The organism is Pseudomonas sp. TE21394, from assembly GCF_054057835.1.
In genome coordinates, this window is the sequence record NZ_JBSRZR010000001.1 from 2,186,712 (window position 1) to 2,205,722 (window position 19,011).

At 58.7% G+C, this 19,011-nt stretch carries 18 protein-coding genes; 10 read left to right on the forward strand and 8 right to left on the reverse strand.

What is annotated here, in order from left to right:
- Window positions 1–225 precede the first annotated feature (225 nt).
- Entirely contained in the window at window positions 226–447 is a 222-nt protein-coding gene (locus ACVWZT_RS10185; protein ID WP_457469178.1) for a DUF2188 domain-containing protein, read from the forward strand.
- A gap of 367 nt (window positions 448–814) precedes the next feature.
- Here ACVWZT_RS10185 and ACVWZT_RS10190 read toward each other — a convergent pair whose 3' ends face one another.
- From ACVWZT_RS10190 to ACVWZT_RS10210, 5 genes are all read right to left on the reverse strand, one after another.
- The gene (locus tag ACVWZT_RS10190; RefSeq protein ID WP_457469179.1) at window positions 815–949 is read right to left on the reverse strand and encodes a type II toxin-antitoxin system Phd/YefM family antitoxin; all 135 of its coding nucleotides are present in this window, start codon (window positions 947–949) and stop codon (window positions 815–817) included.
- 28 nt (window positions 950–977) lie between these two features.
- Window positions 978–1,550 carry a hypothetical protein gene (locus tag ACVWZT_RS10195; protein WP_457469180.1) on the reverse strand — a complete coding sequence of 191 codons (573 nt, stop codon included), beginning with the start codon at window positions 1,548–1,550 and terminating at the stop codon, window positions 978–980.
- 190 nt (window positions 1,551–1,740) lie between these two features.
- The gene (locus ACVWZT_RS10200) at window positions 1,741–2,547 is read right to left on the reverse strand and encodes a hypothetical protein (RefSeq protein ID WP_457469181.1); all 807 of its coding nucleotides are present in this window, start codon (window positions 2,545–2,547) and stop codon (window positions 1,741–1,743) included.
- A 78-nt stretch (window positions 2,548–2,625) separates the two neighbouring features.
- The gene (locus ACVWZT_RS10205) at window positions 2,626–4,005 is read right to left on the reverse strand and encodes a hypothetical protein (protein ID WP_457469183.1); all 1,380 of its coding nucleotides are present in this window, start codon (window positions 4,003–4,005) and stop codon (window positions 2,626–2,628) included.
- A gap of 19 nt (window positions 4,006–4,024) precedes the next feature.
- Window positions 4,025–4,294: a hypothetical protein gene (locus tag ACVWZT_RS10210; protein WP_457469185.1), complete on the reverse strand. Its 270-nt coding sequence runs from the start codon at window positions 4,292–4,294 to the stop codon at window positions 4,025–4,027.
- Between the two features lie 912 nt (window positions 4,295–5,206).
- Between ACVWZT_RS10210 and ACVWZT_RS10215 the strand changes: the two genes are divergently transcribed.
- The 3 genes from ACVWZT_RS10215 to ACVWZT_RS10225 all read left to right on the forward strand — a co-directional run bounded on the left by ACVWZT_RS10215 (window position 5,207) and on the right by ACVWZT_RS10225 (window position 8,008).
- Window positions 5,207–6,778: a hypothetical protein gene (locus tag ACVWZT_RS10215; protein WP_457469186.1), complete on the forward strand. Its 1,572-nt coding sequence runs from the start codon at window positions 5,207–5,209 to the stop codon at window positions 6,776–6,778.
- A gap of 69 nt (window positions 6,779–6,847) precedes the next feature.
- A complete protein-coding gene (locus ACVWZT_RS10220; protein ID WP_192907625.1) occupies window positions 6,848–7,048 on the forward strand; it encodes a hypothetical protein in 201 nt (66 codons plus the stop codon).
- A complete protein-coding gene (locus ACVWZT_RS10225; protein WP_457469187.1) occupies window positions 7,049–8,008 on the forward strand; it encodes a hypothetical protein in 960 nt (319 codons plus the stop codon). It abuts the gene before it with no gap.
- Window positions 8,009–8,070: 62 nt separating this feature from the next.
- Here ACVWZT_RS10225 and ACVWZT_RS10230 read toward each other — a convergent pair whose 3' ends face one another.
- Together ACVWZT_RS10230 and ACVWZT_RS10235 are read right to left on the reverse strand one after the other, a co-directional pair.
- The gene (locus tag ACVWZT_RS10230) at window positions 8,071–8,937 is read right to left on the reverse strand and encodes a DNA adenine methylase (protein WP_457469188.1); all 867 of its coding nucleotides are present in this window, start codon (window positions 8,935–8,937) and stop codon (window positions 8,071–8,073) included.
- 62 nt (window positions 8,938–8,999) lie between these two features.
- Window positions 9,000–10,682 carry a hypothetical protein gene (locus ACVWZT_RS10235; protein WP_457469189.1) on the reverse strand — a complete coding sequence of 561 codons (1,683 nt, stop codon included), beginning with the start codon at window positions 10,680–10,682 and terminating at the stop codon, window positions 9,000–9,002.
- Window positions 10,683–10,823: 141 nt separating this feature from the next.
- Between ACVWZT_RS10235 and ACVWZT_RS10240 the strand changes: the two genes are divergently transcribed.
- The gene (locus ACVWZT_RS10240) at window positions 10,824–11,228 is read left to right on the forward strand and encodes a thymidylate synthase (protein WP_457469190.1); all 405 of its coding nucleotides are present in this window, start codon (window positions 10,824–10,826) and stop codon (window positions 11,226–11,228) included.
- 40 nt (window positions 11,229–11,268) lie between these two features.
- Here ACVWZT_RS10240 and cadR read toward each other — a convergent pair whose 3' ends face one another.
- Entirely contained in the window at window positions 11,269–11,712 is a 444-nt protein-coding gene (gene cadR / locus ACVWZT_RS10245) for a cadmium resistance transcriptional regulator CadR (protein ID WP_296232633.1), read from the reverse strand.
- 83 nt (window positions 11,713–11,795) lie between these two features.
- On the opposite strand from cadR, the gene ACVWZT_RS10250 reads away from it, so the two are divergent.
- From ACVWZT_RS10250 to ACVWZT_RS10270, 5 genes are all read left to right on the forward strand, one after another.
- Window positions 11,796–14,009: a heavy metal translocating P-type ATPase gene (locus tag ACVWZT_RS10250; protein WP_457469191.1), complete on the forward strand. Its 2,214-nt coding sequence runs from the start codon at window positions 11,796–11,798 to the stop codon at window positions 14,007–14,009.
- 9 nt (window positions 14,010–14,018) lie between these two features.
- Window positions 14,019–14,888: a LysR family transcriptional regulator gene (locus tag ACVWZT_RS10255; protein ID WP_457469193.1), complete on the forward strand. Its 870-nt coding sequence runs from the start codon at window positions 14,019–14,021 to the stop codon at window positions 14,886–14,888.
- 218 nt (window positions 14,889–15,106) lie between these two features.
- Window positions 15,107–16,165 carry a putative 2-aminoethylphosphonate ABC transporter ATP-binding protein gene (locus ACVWZT_RS10260; RefSeq protein WP_457469195.1) on the forward strand — a complete coding sequence of 353 codons (1,059 nt, stop codon included), beginning with the start codon at window positions 15,107–15,109 and terminating at the stop codon, window positions 16,163–16,165.
- A gap of 1 nt (window position 16,166) precedes the next feature.
- On the forward strand, window positions 16,167–17,891 hold the full coding sequence (locus ACVWZT_RS10265) for a putative 2-aminoethylphosphonate ABC transporter permease subunit (protein ID WP_457469197.1): 1,725 nt from the start codon (window positions 16,167–16,169) through the stop codon (window positions 17,889–17,891).
- 18 nt (window positions 17,892–17,909) lie between these two features.
- Entirely contained in the window at window positions 17,910–18,935 is a 1,026-nt protein-coding gene (locus ACVWZT_RS10270; protein ID WP_457469199.1) for a putative 2-aminoethylphosphonate ABC transporter substrate-binding protein, read from the forward strand.
- Window positions 18,936–19,011 lie beyond the last annotated feature (76 nt).

The following is a 19,011-nucleotide window of genomic DNA, read 5'->3' on the forward strand; positions in this document are numbered from 1 at the left end:
GTGGCACTAACTTGCAGGTTGGTCTACTGTTTTAGTGATCAAGAACGACTGGCTGTCCTGTCGGCTAGAATAAATCTGAATGAGTGCTTTCAGCTTGCCGCTCAACTCAAGCGGTTGCGCCAGGCTGTTGTCAATAGTACGTAGGTTGGGATAATGCCTAGTTGTAAGTAAGGTGCTCCTGTCGGATATTCGGATAGCCAATTTTGGCAAATATGAGATCGAACCATGCCTAACGTTTATGTTGAACCGCAGCCGACAGGCCGTCCAGAAGGTGACCCTATCACGGGGTATCACTTGAAGTTGGCCGGTGGTAAGAAGTTGGTGGAAACCACTTTTAAAACCCAGAAAGAAGCCATTGATAAGGCGCGGGAGCTTGGCCATAGCCCCAACGTAGCCAGGGTGCGCCATACCGATATCGGTAAGCCCGATCATTGGCGCGCCGCCTGATCATCGGTGGCGGAGCTGCCGGGAAAGCCCTATCAAGGGCTTTCTTTGTTTTGGGCTGATTATCGCTCCCATTGGCTCAGGGGAAGCGAGCGGCTGTGATCACCGGGCAGTGGTGATTTGCGGTTGTCGTCAAATTTGCAAGCGGAGCGCGCCGGCCCAGTGGGCCAGAGGCTCGAAGATGGACGCCCGCAGGGCCAAAACCGGGCGCAGCCGGGGTTTGGTTCACGACAGCTGTCCCCGCAGGGGCGAGCCAGCAGGTTTGCGGATTCAAGAAATCCCTGGAGCCCTCGCCACGCCGGGTTTACAGCGAGGAATTCTCCCCGTCTTTTTGGATTTTTTGCGGGTTTTTCCGCACACCGTGCGCTTGTCACGGAACCTCAGGCGGCACAAGCTTGCAGGCCGGCTTACCGTTCTTGGTGATCACGAACGAGTGCCCCTGCTGCAGGAGCTTCATGAGCCGCCTGAAGCGCCTTCTCGCCTGCGTCACGCTAAGCACCTGCATCTCGACATTTTCCTGTTCATGCGCCCGTTCAGCGACGTCTTGATCTCGAGTGGTCGCTCACGTAGTGCGACCTCACATTCACCGGCCCGTTACGCGTGTATCGAACGTGACCGCTCCGGTAATGACCGCTGACATGCTGAAGCCTCAACCACTCAGGGAAAAAGGACATCGCCTGTGTGTGGCGCCGATAAACCTCGGGCATGTACTGCTGCAGGTACACCGCGAGCGAGTCTTCCTTCACCTCGAAGTTGTAGACGCGCCAGTAGGCCTCGATGAGATCCTTGTTCCGGCGAAGGTAGTAGCGCCACAGCCAATTGGGGTTCGGCGTATCGTATTGGAATTTGGCCAAGGCCGGTGCCTCGTCCAGCGATGCCTTGAACCCCTCCGTCCAGATCAGGAGCAGCAGCAGGGCTACCCCAACGACGGTCATGAAGGTCTTGTCGTAGATGAACGAGTAGATCGCTGCCGGCGAAGCCCAGTCCCACATGATCCAGCCGAACAAGAAGAAGAGGATGAGGAAGAGCGGCGCCAGGAATAGGCCTATTGCCAGGCCAAGCCAGGCGCCAATGATCTCTGGCAACTTCGACCATACGCTCGGCATGTATTCCCTCCCTGGAGCCTGGCTGATCAGGTGTATCTCGATGGTAGCTCAGCGGCTCATGCTCAGGGAATGAACGTCGCGTGGAGATTTTAAGGAGTAGTACGACAAGCTAGAAGTAGGCAGGAGATGGAGCGAGCAGCCAGAGTGTAATTGTTCTGGCTGCGAGAGAAGCGCGGAGGGCCTGCAGGATTCACTTGGGGGAAACGTAGTAGCGAACCGACGACTCCAAAAAGCGCTCGTTGAGGTACTCCGGCGTGAGCTTGCCGGCCTTTTGGAGTTTGGCAAGTAGCCTCTCGTCAAGCAGCACGAGCTCCGGGCTCACGGGCAGTGCTGGGAAACCTTGCACGTAAAGTGCAACGTTTGAGTCGGGAAGAATGAATTTCTCCTCCGTCGTCGTAAAGGGCACCCATACAGTGTCCTTCAGCAGCTCGCGCCCCCTGATGAAGAACTGTGTGAGCGCCATACCCACAACCATGCGGGCTGTAGCATGTGGGTCACCAGTTCCGTTGAAGATTCGGACGGTATCATTTACCTGCTCAACCTCATCTTTTTCAAGCTGTGCTTGCGAGGGTATGCATGGCGGCGGCTCCATGATCGAGTCGTAGAGCGGCCTTTCTTTGGCTACGCAGTAAGCCCGTGCTGCCAACATGACGAAATACTCGGTGACGATGGGGGATCTCTCGATGCTCCCGCTCCTACGGAAACCATCTATCTGCTTTAGGTAGTTGTCTTCGGTCGACTTGATCATTCCCTGCTCAGCAGGCTGATCCCATAGCCTAGCAACTACAAAGGCGCTCTTGGGTGAGCGTGCTATGGGGTCGCCACCCCCCTTTTTGTGGATGGTGAGGAGGTTCTCATCTCCCAGCCATTCTTTCAGGTGGGCTTGGGGAATTACGTGCTGATTGACCGTGATTCTGTTCGGGTTTCTGACGCGATTGCCGTTTTCATCAAGCGTTTCGCTGGGAGTTTCGTGAGGGGAGTGGTCTTTCTGGTACATGCTTTTGGCCCTGATGTATTAGTCCGCTGGCGATTGGGCATAGCCTCTCGCCGGGGCGTGATCTCGATTCGTCGGTATTCAGCTGTAGAGAGGCAGCAGTTCCCATACGCCCTGCTTAAGGCGTTTCCACTGAGCTAAGGACACGTTGTGCAGGTTCGAGCGGAGGTAGTGCATTTTCTGACGCCGGCCATCGCTGTTGCACTTTGTATAAGTTTCCAGCTTGTGCACGTCGAGTTCGAAATGCTGGTAGCTCTTGAGCATCGTATTCAGTTGTCGCTGTTGGTAGATGATCCGAGTAAACGGCACCTGCTCACCGGTCTCAATGTCGCGACCGTTTACGAGATCGAAGTCTTTTACGTCTGGCACCCTGAGGTCATGCTTTTCATCAGTGCAGTAGCTCCAGGCAAGGTGGAGGACGCACATGTTGAGCAGTTCCTCTTTCGTTTCCTCGTGCTTCACGAAATTTAGCTTTTCCCACTGGAGAACCCACGTTGCCTGGGTATAGAACCGCTCCAGGTGATGAGGCTTCAGCGGGCGCCACTTATCTTCGCCAGGGAAGTCGGTTTGGGAGAACTGCTTAATCAGCCAATCTTTGAAGGCATTTTTTGTGAGGTGGGCCGGTGTGAGCCGGTTTCCCTTCTGCTGGAGCCCTTGGACTAAACTGGACAGGCTTTGGGTCGCTACCTGCTCCAAACGTTCGTATTCAAGGAGCTCCCAATGGGAGCGATTCACCATGCTTGCCAGCATCAGCCTTGCGGCAAGCGAGTTTGTTGCCGGAGTGGCCGCAGCATTGAGCATCGGCTGTAACAAGCCACTGCAGATCTCGGTTGTGCGTCGGTAGGCCTTGGCAATAGCAGCATCGATTTCATGTTCGGGTACGCCAACCTGTGGTTTCACAAGCGTCTTGGCTCGAGTGTCCCAGGCAAGGTTCAACCTGTAGAACGTCTCATAGAGCTTGAGATCTGGCATTGCGCAGAGGAAGGGCTCGCAAAGCTCCAGTAAGTCGCCGTAATCCTTCTTTTCGTCATCACGCAGAAGCTTGTGAAGCTCTGAGAGGAAGCGTTGTTTGGCCTTTACCAGCCTCTCGATTTTGCCAGCAGCGCCACGGAGGTACTGTGGCACCGACTTGTCAGGGTTCTTCTGCAGCACGTTGAGCAGGATGGCGCCCATTGGTGCTAGGAGGCTCGATTGGTAGCTGCGTTCTGACTCTACGCCTTCCGGGGCCGCTAGTAGCAGTTGGCTCGACCACTGCAGGTATTCACCGGACATGATCGTGCATGTCTCGATATACGCTTTGAGCTCAGTTTCGTAGGTCGCTCGCTCAGCTTCATTCAGGCTGTCGAGGTGCGCCTGGTAGGCGCCCTCATCAAGGCCAAGGATTTCTTTGAGGCTCTGGATAGCGCGGCTCTTTCGAGCCAGCTCTCCATCAGCGAGCTTCTGGGTTCCCTTGTCATGCATTTGTCTTCACCGGATTTTGTTAAACGGCAGGAATCGCTTCAGGTTGCGCTTCGAGGATCGCCCGAGTGCGCTTGCCCAGCTCCTGGCCGCCGAGCACGCCCACAGTGTACTCATCCACCGTGATGGCTTGGCGCATGGCATCACGGAAGCAGGTGTCCGGCTTCACTTCCTGGATCGCCTGAGCAAGGGCGTTCAGGTACTCGGGCTCCGAGTGGTTCTGGCGCGCTTGCTGGAGATGGTAGGAGTCGCTACCTGCTGTCCAGGCAAAGGAAAGGGTTTTCTTGATCATGAATTACCTCAGCGTTTCGGTTGGTTGGAATTGCGACGCCAGTGTCGTCCGAACCGCCATTCGCTTTCGCTCAAGGAATCCGATTTAATTTTTTCGTAGGTTTCGAGTGCTGTCTCCGCCCTTGCGCCACAGCCGTTCTTTAAGCTTGCTACCCTGAGGTTTGTGGGCAAATCGCAAGCGGAGCGCGCCGGCCCAAGATGGGCCAAAGACTTGAGGATGCACGCCCGGAGGGCCAAAACCGGCGCAGCCGGGTTTGGTTCACCACAGCCGTGCCCGAAGGGCCAAGCAGCCAGGCCACCCTGCTATGTTCCCGAAAAGGCACATTAGCCTTGATTCTGGCCCCTAATGTTCCCAGATGGGATCACTACGCGGTGCGATGACGGAGCCTGCTTCGAACGATTCTGGGAGCATTTCCCCATCGAGCGTGGTCGTTAGAAGTACGAAGATGGTGGTGGTAAGCCGTCTAAAGCGTGCTCAGCGACGGTCGATACATTTGGTAAGCGGTTACTGGTCGGGTGGCGAAAAATTTTATGGCGGCATTTTGCTTTTTGTTCTAGGCTCCGCACGCCTTTCGTCAGATTTTCCCTACCTGTTACTTAGCTAGCACGTGGGGTCTACTTGTTGGTTTGCACGGTGCAATGATATTGTACCGAGATCCCTGAAATCATTTTTTAGGACGGTTGATAGCCATGGTCAATAATCAGTTGGATGCCCTCGCGCCCGCTCCACTCGTGTCTGCTACAGACCGTGAGGCTGTAGCTCGTTGGTTTCAGTCTGAGGATGCCGGGCGTCAGCTGGCTCAAGCCGCTGCGTTTGCTCGAGGTGTTATCGAGGACTTCAACAGGGCTAGCGTCATTCCCCCTGAGGAGCTGAACCGCCCGATCACCCTGGCTTGACGTCGGCAGGTGATCTTTGGCGTTTGCAGTCCACCCTTACACTATCTCAAACCTGATCCAGTGCTTTGCTAACGGCTCTGCCGGAGCATCTCATGGTCAGATTGGTCGGAAAATTCATCGAAACTACTTCGAAGAATATTTCAAAGAGCTCAAGGCCAAAACCATAGTTGTCGAGACCGAGTACATCGACAAGGACTACCTTGAGGATTACGCGGCTTACTATGATCGATGCTTCCGCGCCTATGAGCGGCGGACGCATCGTCTGCATTTCTTCGATATTGCCTTCAGCTCCGAAGATTTCGACAACTGCATCACTGTCGGCGAGGGTGGGCTAAGCGAGCAAGCGCTTAGTGATGCCTACCTTGGTTTTGTGGTGGTCAAGCCGCTACCGCAATCGATCATCGGTCGTACCTGCTTGCGGACTTATCCCTCAGATGGCGGACGGCGCCATTTCCCGAGTCTGCGTACCTACGAGGTTCACCTTTTCGGTTTGAGGCTCGAGGTTCAAAGCCTGGCCTACCAAGAGCAGGACACTGTGGTTGCGGCATGTGCTACCAGCGCCTTGTGGTCATGCTTCCAGGGCACCGGGAAGCTGTTCCAGCATCAAATCCCGCCTCCGGTAGTGATCACCGACTGGGCTGCGGAACACATGCCTGAGAACCTGGCTTTGGCCAGCGCTCGTGCATTCCCGAACAACGGCCTGACAGCGAGCCAAATGGCTGCAGCGGTTCGGAAGCTAGAGCTCGAGCCAATGGTCATCAGTACCATTGATCGCCATACCCTTAACGGCGTGGCATACGCTTTCCTCAAGGGCAAAATCCCCTGCGTGCTCGCATTCGCGCTCAGGGAATACCAGGGTGATGACAGGTTCTCGTTTGAGGGGCTGCACGCGGTGGCGATCACCGGCTACTCGCTCAGCGACGGGCCTCCTCTGCCTCAGCGGACTACTGGTTTCCAGTTGCGTGCTGAGCGAATCGACAGGCTGTACGCGCACGACGACCAGGCTGGGCCATTTGCTCGGATGACCTGGTGTGCGGCGAGCATGGTTGGCCCATCTCACTCCAGTGACATGACGATGCTGAAGACGTCGTGGCCAGGGGAGGTGTTCGCGGATATTCATAACCGCTTTGTCATGATTCCGCTGTACCACAAAATCCGAATCCCATACGGCGAGATCCATGCAGCGATTTTGTATCTGGATACGTTGATCGAGGAAGTTCGTGCCGACACTGACATCCCACGAGTGGAGTGGGATATCTTCCTGACCAACGCGAGTGACTACAAGACGTCGGCTCGCGAAGAGTACCCGGCGTTGGGCATTCCGCTTCACGACACGCTGTACAAAAGCCTGCCGCGCTTCATGTGGCGAGTCATCATGCGGACAGACGATGAGCTCCAGATCGATCTGCTTTTCGATGCAACCGGTATCGCTCAGCACGACCTGCTGGTGCATAGGGCGAGTCGCGGGCGCATTTACGATTTCATCCTGGGGCACCTCAGCAATGCGTTCACTAAGCACCCATTCGAGGTGCCTCCGCAGGTGGAAGCGGTGCTGAAGAGCTTCGCCGGAGCGCTACCGAAGCCTTAAAAACGCATTTTTACTGCATATGCTATAATCCGGGCGCAAGTCCCCTGATCCTTTTCACTGGAATCACTTATGTTTTTCAATCGAATTGGACATCGTAGCGATGCGAAGAAGGCCGAAGACGAGGCCTTCATGAAAGCGATCAAGAACATCGACACCCTTGTGGTGAGGGATGGTCGCATGTCCATGGACGTCAAAGAGATCGAAGACTTGGTTCGCTCCTCTCGCGAGAAAGCCAAGAAACTGGTTAACACGGACGCTGATACCGACTAAATGGCTCTATTACTCCTCCTGCCGCTCCTGGTGAGTGGCTTTTTGGTGTGCCTGAAAGATCCCATGGTGTACTGCAAGCTGCACCGCTATGACGGTCAGCTGCTGTATCTACAGGTAGGGCGCTACGGCATTTACTGCTTCCTGTCGGCCATGATGCTTACGGCGGTGCTGATTGGGCTCGTCTCTCATGACTGGGGTACGTTCTGCCCCAAATGGGCCCAAGGCGCGGAGGCAGCAGCTGCCTCCTGCTACCCCGTAAACACCGACTTTATGGGTAAATTGTCTGCCCTGGTGAAAGAGTGGGACATTGCCGGCGACAAATTTAGTCCTGTCGCGGTGTTCCTTATGCTCTCCGGGCTACTGACGCTCCTCATGCCGAGCATCTGGGAGTTTTTAACCGTCCGGATCATGAAGTGGCAGCTGGGCGTTTCCAGGGATGACGCCATCGCGGCCTATCTGCTGGGCGAGTCGGCGCAGCATAGCCCTATCGGCTCGACTCTCGTTGAGGCCTTTGTTACCAAAAACGAAGTGATGATCACGATGGAGGATCGGAAGGTCTACGTCGGCTACATCATGGACGTAGGGGCTCCGACCGAGGTGACGGGCGTGAATCTTGAGATTCTGCTCATTCCGACCGTCAGCGGCTATCGGGACAAGGACACCCTCAAAGTGGTGTACACCACCGACTATCCGGGCGATATCCCGCTGGAGCCTGTTGGATTCCGGCAGGAGAACATCGTCTCCGTCAGCGTGTTCAGCGAAGAGATCCGCGAGACGTTCAAGCGCCTTGATGCGGAGAGGGAGAGCGAGGACGCTGCGAAGGAGAAGGCTGCTAAAGACCAGTTGGTCAAGGCTATCGGTGAGCTTGTGACCGTGGTTCAGTCGGCCCAGAAGTCGGCTTCCGCAGAGGCGGAAGAGGCGCGGCCTACGTTAGAAGCAGTACCTAACGCTCAGCAATGACCACGGTTCCTGGCGCACTGCATCAGATGGTGCGCCAGGGCTGACTTATCGTTTCAATTGGTCTAGGACGCCTTTCTGTTCAGGCCGCTCTCTGGGGCAACAATCCCCGGCCCGTAAATCATCACTTCCGAACCCTTCTTCTTTTCTTGGGCTGTGTAGCTCAGGAAATACTCATCCTGCCGGTAATCGGCATAGATCTCTTTGATTTCATCCACGTTGTCGTAGGAAACGATCCACGGCTTGTCAGCACTGCCAAGTGCCTTGGCAATCTGAACGTGGTCGTCGTGAACGTAGAAGTTACGGTAGAGTCCGGATCCCTTGATGTAGTAGGGCGGGTCGAGATACGTGAGGGATTTCTGGGGGAGGGTGGGTATTACGTTATTGATGAAGCTCAGAGCGTCTTCATTATAGATCTTGATGCGATTCTTGAACTTGCCGATCAGCTCAATTCGCTTGATGAGTTCGGGTTTATTAAAGCGTACATCGAGTTTCCATTTTCCGGCTTGCTCTTGGCCGCCAATAACGCCAGCTTTGAGAATTCCAGAGCGGTTGGTGCGATTCAGGAAAAAGGTGGCCATGGCCAGGTCGACGACAGAGCAGTCCTGAGGATTAGCCAGGACTGCCTTGAATTTGTGCCAGTTTTCCATGGTGACGGGTGTGTCATGGATAACTTTGCTGATCTCGTCGGTATGATGAACCACCGATTTCCAGAACGCGTAAATGGCCGGATCAAGATCATTGATGTGAATAACTGAAGCGTACTCATGGAACATCAATTCCAAGGCAACTCCAGCACCACCTGCATATGGCTCAGCGTAATGGCCGTCCAGCAAGTTGTTCACTTCAAACATGCGTTTAATGAAGTGAGCAAATTTTCCTTTACCACCAGGGTAGCGTAGCGGAGTGGAAAATACCTTAGAAGCGCCCATGAATCTGACCCCAGCCTATCAAGCCGCACATGAAAACACATAACAAGGTATTTTCCAATGCCTTATCTCCAGATAGCTTCAAGCATTGGGCGGTATTCTTCCGCAATGTCCTTCAATTCTGATGGCAAAGGGATACTATGCGTGCCATGAACGAATAGGTTGAAGTGGTCTACAGATCCTGGCTGATCATAGGAGCTGGCACGCTTGAAGATGGCTTTGGCTGCCGGCGCGGGCATGCGTTTTTCCGCCTCTAAATGTTTAACGACCGACTGTACCTTTAGCACCAGTTTGTCGCCATTGCCACCACCTCTTAATTCCTGGTTAGTATCCCAGCGTTTGATCGGCGTGCCTGCATCTTTCTGAAGTTGAATGTACTCGTCGCAAGTAGTTTCCATGAAGACTCGGAAAGTAATTGCGGTCGCATTGGGGCATTCATCAACACGCAGTACAGTGCGAAGCTCATTGTAGATCGAGTTAATTCTCGAGTTGGTAATCTTCAAAGAGAATGGGGTCAAATACTTCCGGGCGCGAACCTGTGGCTTTGCACGTATGCCAGGCTCTTGCTGTGGTTCAGGAACAGGCTTAGCGTTACCACCTTGAGTGCCTGAGCCGCCAGCCGGAAGTTGAGGTGCTTGAGGTACGCCTGGTTGAGCTGGAGGTGTGTTGGCATCTACACCCTTACTTCCATTTTCCTGCTCGGTGCCTTTCCCTTCAGTAGGTACGCCGACATTAGGGGGAATAACTTGGCTATTATCTCCGCTGGGCGCGCTCGGAGTGATTTCAGGCGGCGGGCTATTGACGTCTGAAGTTCCCTGGTCAGTCGTTCCGGTAGCTGGGCTTACTTCGGGCTTTGTTGGTTCCGGAGTTGGCCGGGGTAATGGAGCAGGTTTAACCTTTGCAGCTTCCGCCAGTTTGTGTGGCAAAATTTCAGGGGGGATGTGACCAAGTGTAATTACTTGGTTTTCGTGTTTGCGGACATCGTTGACGTTGTATCCATGAGATACAAACATGTCCAGCAAGAACTCCAGGGATGGAGCGATATGTTCGAGTGGGAGCTGTGGCACAAGCAGCTTATTCTCGACTTTCAGGCGGAAGGTGCTTTGCCCCAGGCTGGAGGAAAAAATACGTGTAAGGGTCGTGACGTCGACCTCGAATACATCGAGTTCCGCTTTGCTGGAGAAGATGTGCTGGTTCTCAGTGATCAAGTTGCGAACTTGTCGACCGATGGATTCAATACCGGTAGTTCGGGCCCGTCGTTCGTCTCGGATGTCGCTGTCCCAGCCTACCCGGCCTACACCACGATTTTCGCCGGTATGTTTAAGCTCAATCCACATGTCTCCATCAACACGCGTTGCTACAACACTGCACTGCAGGCTTTCAGGTACGCCATTCGCCAGCGAGTTATGAGCTTTTAGAAAGCCTTTATAGCCACGATCTGAGGGGCAGAGATCAGGTCGTTGCAGAAGCTTCAATGCCGTGAGGCGGCGGTTTCCTTCCAGAACAATGAAGTTGCCATCGTCGTCGGGGGTTACGAGCTGGAGCTCTGTCGGATCCAGGCCATGCTCAGCGATGTGTTCGGCCAGACGGAGCAGCTTCTTCGCGTCTTCCGGGGCGGACAGCATGAGCTTGATCGCCTCGCGTTGGTTCTGTGCGACGTCGTTGCCGAAGCGGACGTTCTCCTGGTCGAGCTTGATCTTGTCCAGAGGGATGACTCGGATATCCCTCATCATTACGTCAATTTTCATCATTTCTACCGTTACGCAATCCAGTGCTGGCACGATGATAATACAAACCGACCGACCAAGCGGCCCCAGCCCACATGGGCTGGGGCCTTGGCTGCCTAAGCTACTGACTTATATAGAGAAAGCTGGACAGTGCTTATCGAAATGTGCATAATTGGAAATGCACACGGGGAGTTCTCCTGTGCAGCCCACGAGTTGCGGCTGCTGGTGCAGAAAAGGCGTCGGAGGAAGAGCGTGGGTACACCGTTCAATCTCACCGAAGGTGCGGCGCTGCTGTCGCTGTTCGGCCGCCTGACCGGCTACACCCCGCGTTGGTTCACCTACTTCATCGGCGATGCCCATGTGTATGAAAACCACCTCGACATGCTCAACGAGCAGCTCAGGCGCGAGCCGCTGGAAGCGCCGAAGCTGGTGATCAGCGACCGCGTGCCGGCGTTCGCCGATACGGGCAGGTACGAGCCGGAGTGGCTGGAGAAGATCGAGCCGAGTGATTTCTGGCTGGAAGGGTATGAGCACCATGCGCCGATGACGGCGCCGATGGCGGTGTGATGTTCTGAATCGCCGGGGCGCAGAAGCAGCCCCGGAATTCTCAATGCCCGTGGCTTCGCCCCACATGCGAATGCTCGGTATCCGGCACCGATACTGCCCCATTCGTCTCCAGCTGCTGCAAAATCGCGCATTCTGCCCCTTGCGTATTGCAGCGCCTGCGCAATTCCACAAGTTGCTGCTGCAGCGCCACCAGACCATCGATCCGCGCCTGCACGTGCTCGATGTGCTCGTCGATCAACGCATTTACGCTGCCGCAAGAACCCTCCGGGCTGTCGCGCAGGCGTAGCAGGCTGCGGATTTCGTCGAGGGTCATGTCCAGGGTGCGGCAGTTGCGGATGAAGGTCAGCCGCTCGACGTGAGCCTGGGTGTACAACCGGTAGTTGCCTTCTGTACGTGCCGGCTCCGGCAGCAGCTGTTCGCGTTCGTAGTAGCGGATGGTTTCCACGGCGCAATCAGTGGCCTTGGCCAGTTCTCCGATCTTCATCAGCAAATCTCCAGCAAGTGGCTTGACCCTATAGTGGCTACAGGGTGTTCACTTGGCAACAGGCTCATATTAAGGACGAACCCATGAACCAGCCTGTCAGCCACGAACACAAGCATCACCACCACGCCCACAGCTGCTGTGGAGCCACCGTTGCGCCCGCCAAGGTACAGGTGAGCGGAAAGGCCAGCAGCCATGCCCAGCTCAGCCGCTTCCGCATCGAGGCCATGGACTGCCCGACCGAGCAAACGCTGATCCAGGACAAGCTGGGCAAGCTTGCGGGTGTCGAGCAGCTGGAATTCAACCTGATAAATCGCGTACTCGGCGTGCGTCACACCTTGAACGGCACTGCCGAAATCGAGCAGGCGATCGACAGCCTGGGCATGAAAGCCGAGCCGCTTGGCAGTGCAGATGACGGCACCGCCAGCGCGCCGCAATCGGCCAGGGCTCGCTGGTGGCCGCTGGCTTTGTCGGCTGTCGCCGCGCTCGCCGCCGAAATTGTGCACTTTGCGGCGCTAGCCCCGGAATGGGTGGTGGCGGCACTGGCGCTGGCGGCAATCCTTGGCTGTGGCCTGGGTACCTACAAGAAGGGCTGGATCGCTCTCAAGAACCGCAACCTCAATATCAACGCGCTGATGAGCATTGCCGTGACCGGCGCCGTGCTGATCGGTCAGTGGCCGGAAGCCGCCATGGTGATGGTGCTGTTCACCGTCGCCGAACTGATCGAAGCCCGTTCGTTGGACCGGGCGCGCAATGCCATCGGCGGCCTGATGCAGCTCGCCCCGGACATGGCCACCGTGCGCCAAGCCGATGGCCAATGGCGTGAAGTGGAGGTGCGTGAGGTGACCATCGGTGCCTTGGTGCGGGTGCGCCCCGGCGAGCGGATTGGCCTGGACGGCGAAGTGACCAGCGGGCAATCCAGCGTCGATCAGGCGCCGATCACCGGCGAAAGCCTGCCAGTGGAGAAGGCGGTGGGGGACAAACTGTTCGCCGGCACCATCAACCAGGCGGGCGCACTGGAGTTTCGCGTTACCGCAGCTGCCGGGCAATCGACCCTGGCGCGGATCATCAAGGCGGTCGAGCAAGCGCAAGGTGCTCGGGCGCCTACCCAGCGGTTCGTCGACCGCTTCTCGCGCATCTACACGCCGGTGGTATTCGCCATTGCATTGGCCGTGGCGGTAATACCGCCGCTGTTCATGGCCGGCGCCTGGTTCGACTGGGTCTATCGCGCCCTGGTGCTGCTGGTGGTGGCATGCCCGTGTGCATTGGTGATCTCGACCCCGGTAACCATCGTCAGCGGGCTGGCCGCCGCCGCGCGCAAAGGCATCCTGATCAAGGGCGGCGTGTATCTGGAGGGCGGCCGCCATCTGGACTTACTGGCGCTGGACAAGACCGGCACGATCACCCATGGCAAGCCCGTGCAGACCGACGCCAAGGTGCTGGAGCCGCTGTACGAAGGCCGCGCCCAGGCCCTGGCCGCCAGCCTGGGCGAGCGTTCGGACCACCCGGTGTCCCGCGCCATCGCCCAGTTCGGCAAGCAACAAGGCCTGGCCCTGGCCGAGGTCGAGAACTTCGCCGCCCTGGCCGGCCGAGGTGTGCGAGGCAGCATTGCGGGTGAGGTCTACCACCTGGGCAACCACCGCATGGTCGAGGAGCTGGGCCTGTGCTCGCCGCAGCTGGAAGCTCAGCTGGATGCGCTGGAACGTCAGGGCAAGACCGTGGTGCTGCTGCTCGACCGCACCGGCCCTTTGGCCTTGTTTGCCGTGGCCGATACGGTCAAGGACAGCAGCCGTCAGGCCATCGTCGAACTGCACGAGTTGGGCATCAAGACCGTGATGTTGACCGGTGACAATCCGCACACCGCACAGGCCATCGCTGCCGTGGTCGGGATCGACCGCGCCGAAGGCAACCTGCTGCCTGCCGACAAGCTGAGCAGCATCGAAGCGTTGTACGCCCAAGGCCATCGGGTGGGCATGGTCGGCGACGGCATCAACGATGCCCCGGCACTGGCCCGCGCCGAGATCGGTTTTGCCATGGCGGCGGCCGGTACCGACACCGCCATCGAAACCGCCGATGTTGCGCTGATGGACGACGACTTGCGGAAAATCCCTGCCTTCGTCAGGCTGTCGCGGCAAAGTGCGGCGATCCTCATGCAGAACATCGTTCTGGCGTTGGGTATCAAGGCGATATTCCTGGCGATCACCTTTGCCGGCATGGCCACCATGTGGATGGCGGTATTTGCCGACATGGGCGTCAGCCTGCTGGTGGTATTCAACGGCTTGCGCCTGTTGCGCAAATAGAGGACCTGCATGCTGAGTTCTGAGCTCAAAGCCTTCTACATGGTAGCCCGCCTGGGCAGCATCACCCTTGCGGCGAAGAAGCTCGGACTCAGCCAGCCCACGGTGACCACGCAGATTCGTAACCTGGAAAGCCAGTACGCGGTGGAGCTGTTCTACCGCGGCGGACGGCGCCTGGTGTTGAGCGAGGAGGGCGGGCGCCTGCTGCCGATGGTCAAGGCGCTGCTGCAGCAGGAGGCCGACATCGAGTTCGAATTGCGCAACAGCGGCCAGGCTCAGGGCAGCTTGCGCATTGCCGCCACGGCGCCTTACTACATTCTCGACCTGGTGAAAATCTACCGTGAACGCCTGCCGCAGGTGGATGTGGCGGTGGAAATCGGCAACTCGCAGCAGGTACTGGAAATGCTCGAGGAGTACCGAGTGGATATTGCTGCTTCGTCGCAGCTGGTGGAGGATGCGCGGTTGGTGCGGCGGGTGCTGGGGACCGACCCGTTGGTGGTGGCGGTGCACCGCAATCATCCATTGGCCCAACGCCAGGCGGTGTCGATCGAGGCGGTGGCCGGGCATTGCCTGCTGCTGCGCGAAAAGGGTTCGACCACACGCAAGCTGACCGAACAGATGCTGCGGGACGCAGGGGTGATGGCTGGAACGTTGCTGGAAATCGGCAGCCGTGAGTCGATCCGCGAGGCGGTTTTGCGCAATATCGGCATCAGTGTGATTGCCCGGCACGAGGTGCCGCACAACCCCGAGTTGCGCGTGCTGACGCTGGAAAACGCGCCGGTGATGCACGAGTACCTGTATTGCCTGAAGGAGCGGCGCCAGGCCCGGTTGCCGGCGGCCTTCCTCGGGGTTGCGCAGGAAGTGGCCGGTTCACAGTTCTAGATTTGTGTTGGCTTCTTCGCGGGTAAACCCGCTCCCCAGGTACTGCACAGCCTTCAGATCCGGCGCGATCCCCGTGGGAGCGGGTTTACCCGCGAAGAGGCCCGCGAAGGCCACTGCAAAATCTGCCTATATCACTATCACCGGCTTTTGCCCTAAAGCCACAGAACCTTCGCACAGCCTTCCTAGCATGGCCCCCATCTCTTCGATGAGGCCCTGCCATGAATTCCTCCACCCCTGGCGCACAGATGAAAGTGCGCAACATCCACAAGCGCTTCGGTGCCTTCACCGCGCTCAATGATGTCTCGCTGGACATCGCCGCCGGCGAGCTGGTGTGCCTGCTGGGCCCGTCCGGCTGCGGCAAGACCACCCTGCTGCGCTGCATCGCCGGGTTGGAGCGCCAGGACAGCGGCACGCTGTACATCGGCGCGCGCGATGTCTCGAGGCTGCCACCCCAGGCACGTGACTACGGCATCCTGTTCCAGTCCTACGCGTTGTTTCCCAACCTGACCGTCGAAGCCAACATTGCCTACGGGCTGACCGGTAACGGCCGCGACCAGGCGCGTCAACGGGTGGCGGAAATGCTGGCGCTGGTAGGCCTGGTCGGTAGCGAGAAAAAGTATCCCGGCCAGCTCTCGGGTGGCCAGCAGCAGCGCGTGGCCCTGGCCCGCGCGCTGGCGCCGTCGCCCTCCCTGCTGCTGCTCGACGAGCCGATGTCGGCGCTGGATGCCAGGGTGCGTGAGCACCTGTGCAGCGAACTGCGCCAGCTGCAGCGCCAGCTGGGCATCACTACGTTGATGGTGACCCACAACCAGGACGAAGCCATGCTGATGGCCGACCGCATTGCGGTGATGAACAACGGCCAGGTCGAGCAGTACGCCACGCCACAGGACATCTACGATAGGCCCGCCACGCCATTCGTCGCCGAATTCGTCGGCCAGGGCAACTGGTTGCCGTTCCGGCGCAGTGGCGACAGCCATGCCCGGGTTGGTGACATGAACATGCGCCTGGTGCCGGGTTCAGCCCTGGCCAACAGTGGCCGGTTGTTCTGTCGCCCGGAGGCGATCACGGTCAACCCGACGGTGCACGAAGACAACCTGTTCCCGGCGTTGGTCCGCGAGATCACTTTTCTCGGCAACCGCTGCCGCATGAGCTTCGAACTCAAGGCCCTGCCAGGTCATGCGCTGCTGGCCGAGCTGGCCCCCGAGGCCATGCCACGGCTGGGCTCGCAGGACATCTGGGTGGCACTGCCGCCGCAGCGCCTGCAGGTGTTTGCCTGAGATGGCCGCGCCCATGTCCCTGCCGTTGAACCAGGCCCAGGCCGCTCACAACGCTGGCGTCGCCCGGGGTGACCGGTTGTTCGTCGTCGGCGGCAAGAGCCTGCTGCTGATCCTTCTGCTGGTGGCGGTGCTGATGCCGCTGCTGGCGATCTTCTGGCGCGGCTTCAGCGCTGAAGCGGGCCAGGGAGGCGGCCTGGTGGCAGCGCGCGAGCTGTTTACCAGCGCCAACTTCCACTGGTTGTTGGGCAACAGCCTGGCAGTAGCCTTCACCGTCGCGGCCATCGTCGTGCCACTGGCCTATGTGTTCGCCTATGCCCTGCAACGCACATTGATCCCGGGGAAGGGCCTGTGGCGGGGGATTTCCCTGCTACCGCTGCTGGCGCCATCGATGCTGCCGGCCATTGCCCTGGTCTACCTGTTCGGCAACCAGGGCCTGCTGCGCGGCTTGCTCGACGACAACATCTACGGCTTCTGGGGGATCGTGCTGGGCGAGGCAATCTACACCTTTCCGCATGCGCTGATGATCCTGCTGTCAGCCTTGTCGCTGGCCGATGCACGCCTGTTCGACGCCGCGTCCAGCATGGGCGCCGGGCCGTGGCGGGCCTTCACCAGTGTTACCTGGCCGGCCACGCGCCAGGCAGTGTTCGCGGCGTTCTGCCTGGTGTTCACCCTGACCATCACCGACTTCGGTGTCCCTGTCGTGGTCGGCGGCGATTATCAGGTACTGGCGCTGGAAGCCTACAAGGCAGTGGTCGGCCAGCAACAGTTTGGCCGTGGAGCGCTGATTGGCATGGTGCTGCTGGTGCCGGCGCTCTTGAGCTTTTCCGTCGACGCCTGGCTGCGCCGACGCCAGGGCGAGGCCATGAGTGGCCGCGCCCAGGTGTTCGAGCCCAAGCCGTCGCGCAGTCGCGATGCCTGCTTCCTGGCGATCGTGCTGCTGGTGTGCGCGGCGTTGCTGCTGGTGATCGGCATGGCGGTGTATTCCTCCCTGGTTACCTTCTGGCCCTACAACCTGACGTTGTCGCTGCGTCACTACCTGTTCGAGGACACCGCCGGGGGCGGCTGGCTGGCCTACCGCAACAGCGTGACAATGGCCATCGGTACTGCGCTGATCGGCAGTATCGTGATCTTTACTGGTGCCTACCTGATGGAAAAGACCCAGGGCCAACGCCCGCTCAACCAGGCGCTGCGCTTGCTCAGTTTCATCCCCATGGCTGTGCCGGGCCTGGTCCTGGGCCTGGGCTACGTGTTCTTCTTCAACCTGAACGGCAACCCCCTGCACGTGTTCTATGGCGGCATGGGGCTGTTGGTGGTGTGCACCATTGCCCATTACCTGACCACCGCGCAGATGACCGCGGCCACCGCCCTGCGCCAGCTCGACGACGAGTTCGAGGCCGCCGCGCTGTCGCTGAAGGCCCCGCTGTACCGGCACTTCCTGCGGGTGACCGTGCCGATCTGCCTGCCGGCGCTGCTGGACATCATCCGCTACCTGTTCGTCTCGGCGATGACCACGGTATCGGCGGCGATCTTCCTGTACAGCCCCGACACCATCCTGGCTGCCGTCGCCGTGCTGAACATGGACGATGCTGGCAACGTCGGCGGAGCCGCCGCCATGTCCACCCTGATCCTGCTGACCAGTGCCGGCGCTTCACTGTTGCTGGCTGCAGCCTCACGCGGCCTGCTGCGCCGCTCCCAAGCCTGGCGCCAACGCGCCGCGACCGTCTGACCTGTAAGGAACCTACCCATGCACAAGCACCTTGCACTTGCCGCTGCTGTCTCTGCCGTGTTCAGCCTGCAGGCTTCGGCCGCGGCCACCCAGTTGACGGTCTACACCGCGCTGGAAGCCGAACAGCTGAAGAGCTACAAGCAGGCCTTCGAGAAGGCCAACCCGGACATCGAGATCAAGTGGGTCCGTGACTCCACCGGCATCATCACCGCCAAGCTGCTGGCCGAGAAAGATCGCCCGCAAGCTGACGCCGTATGGGGACTGGCGGCATCGAGCCTGGCCATCCTCGATCACAACGGCATGCTCGAAGCCTATGCACCCAAGGACCTGGACAAGATCGCCAACAACTATCGCGATGCGGCCAACCCGCCAGCCTGGGTCGGCATGGACGTGTGGGCTGCCACCCTTTGCTTCAATACCATCGAGGCCGAGAAACAGGGCCTGAGCAAGCCGGTCAGCTGGCAGGACCTGACCAAGCCCGAGTACAAGGGCAAGATCGTCATGCCCAACCCGGCCTCGTCCGGCACCGGTTTCCTGGATGTCAGTGCCTGGTTGCAGACCTTTGGCGAGCCGCAGGGCTGGGCTTACATGGATGCCTTGCACCAGAACATCGGTCAGTACGTTCATTCCGGGTCCAAACCGTGCAAGCTGGCCGCGGCGGGCGAGTTCCCGATCGGTATCTCGTTCGAGTATCCGGCCGTGCAGCTCAAGCGCCAGGGCGCGCCGCTGGACATCGTGCTGCCGAAGGAAGGCCTGGGCTGGGAGATCGAGGCGACCGCAGTGATCAAGGGTTCGCCCAAGGCGGATGCGGCCAGGCGCCTGGCTGATTTCTCGGCCAGCCCGGCGGCCATGGAGCTGTACAAGGAGAACTTTGCCGTGCTGGCCGCGCCGGGTATCGCCAAGCCACAGACCGAGTTGCCGGCGGATTATGAACAGCGGTTGATCAAGAACGACTTTGCCTGGGCTTCGCAGAACCGTGACCAGATCCTGGCCGAATGGCGCAAGCGCTATGACGGCAAGTCGGAGAAGGTGGCCCAGCAGTAAGCTGCCCCAGGCCTCTTCACGGGCACGCCCGCACCCACAGGGATCGCACAGGCATCACGCTTGCGCGTAGCTGTGG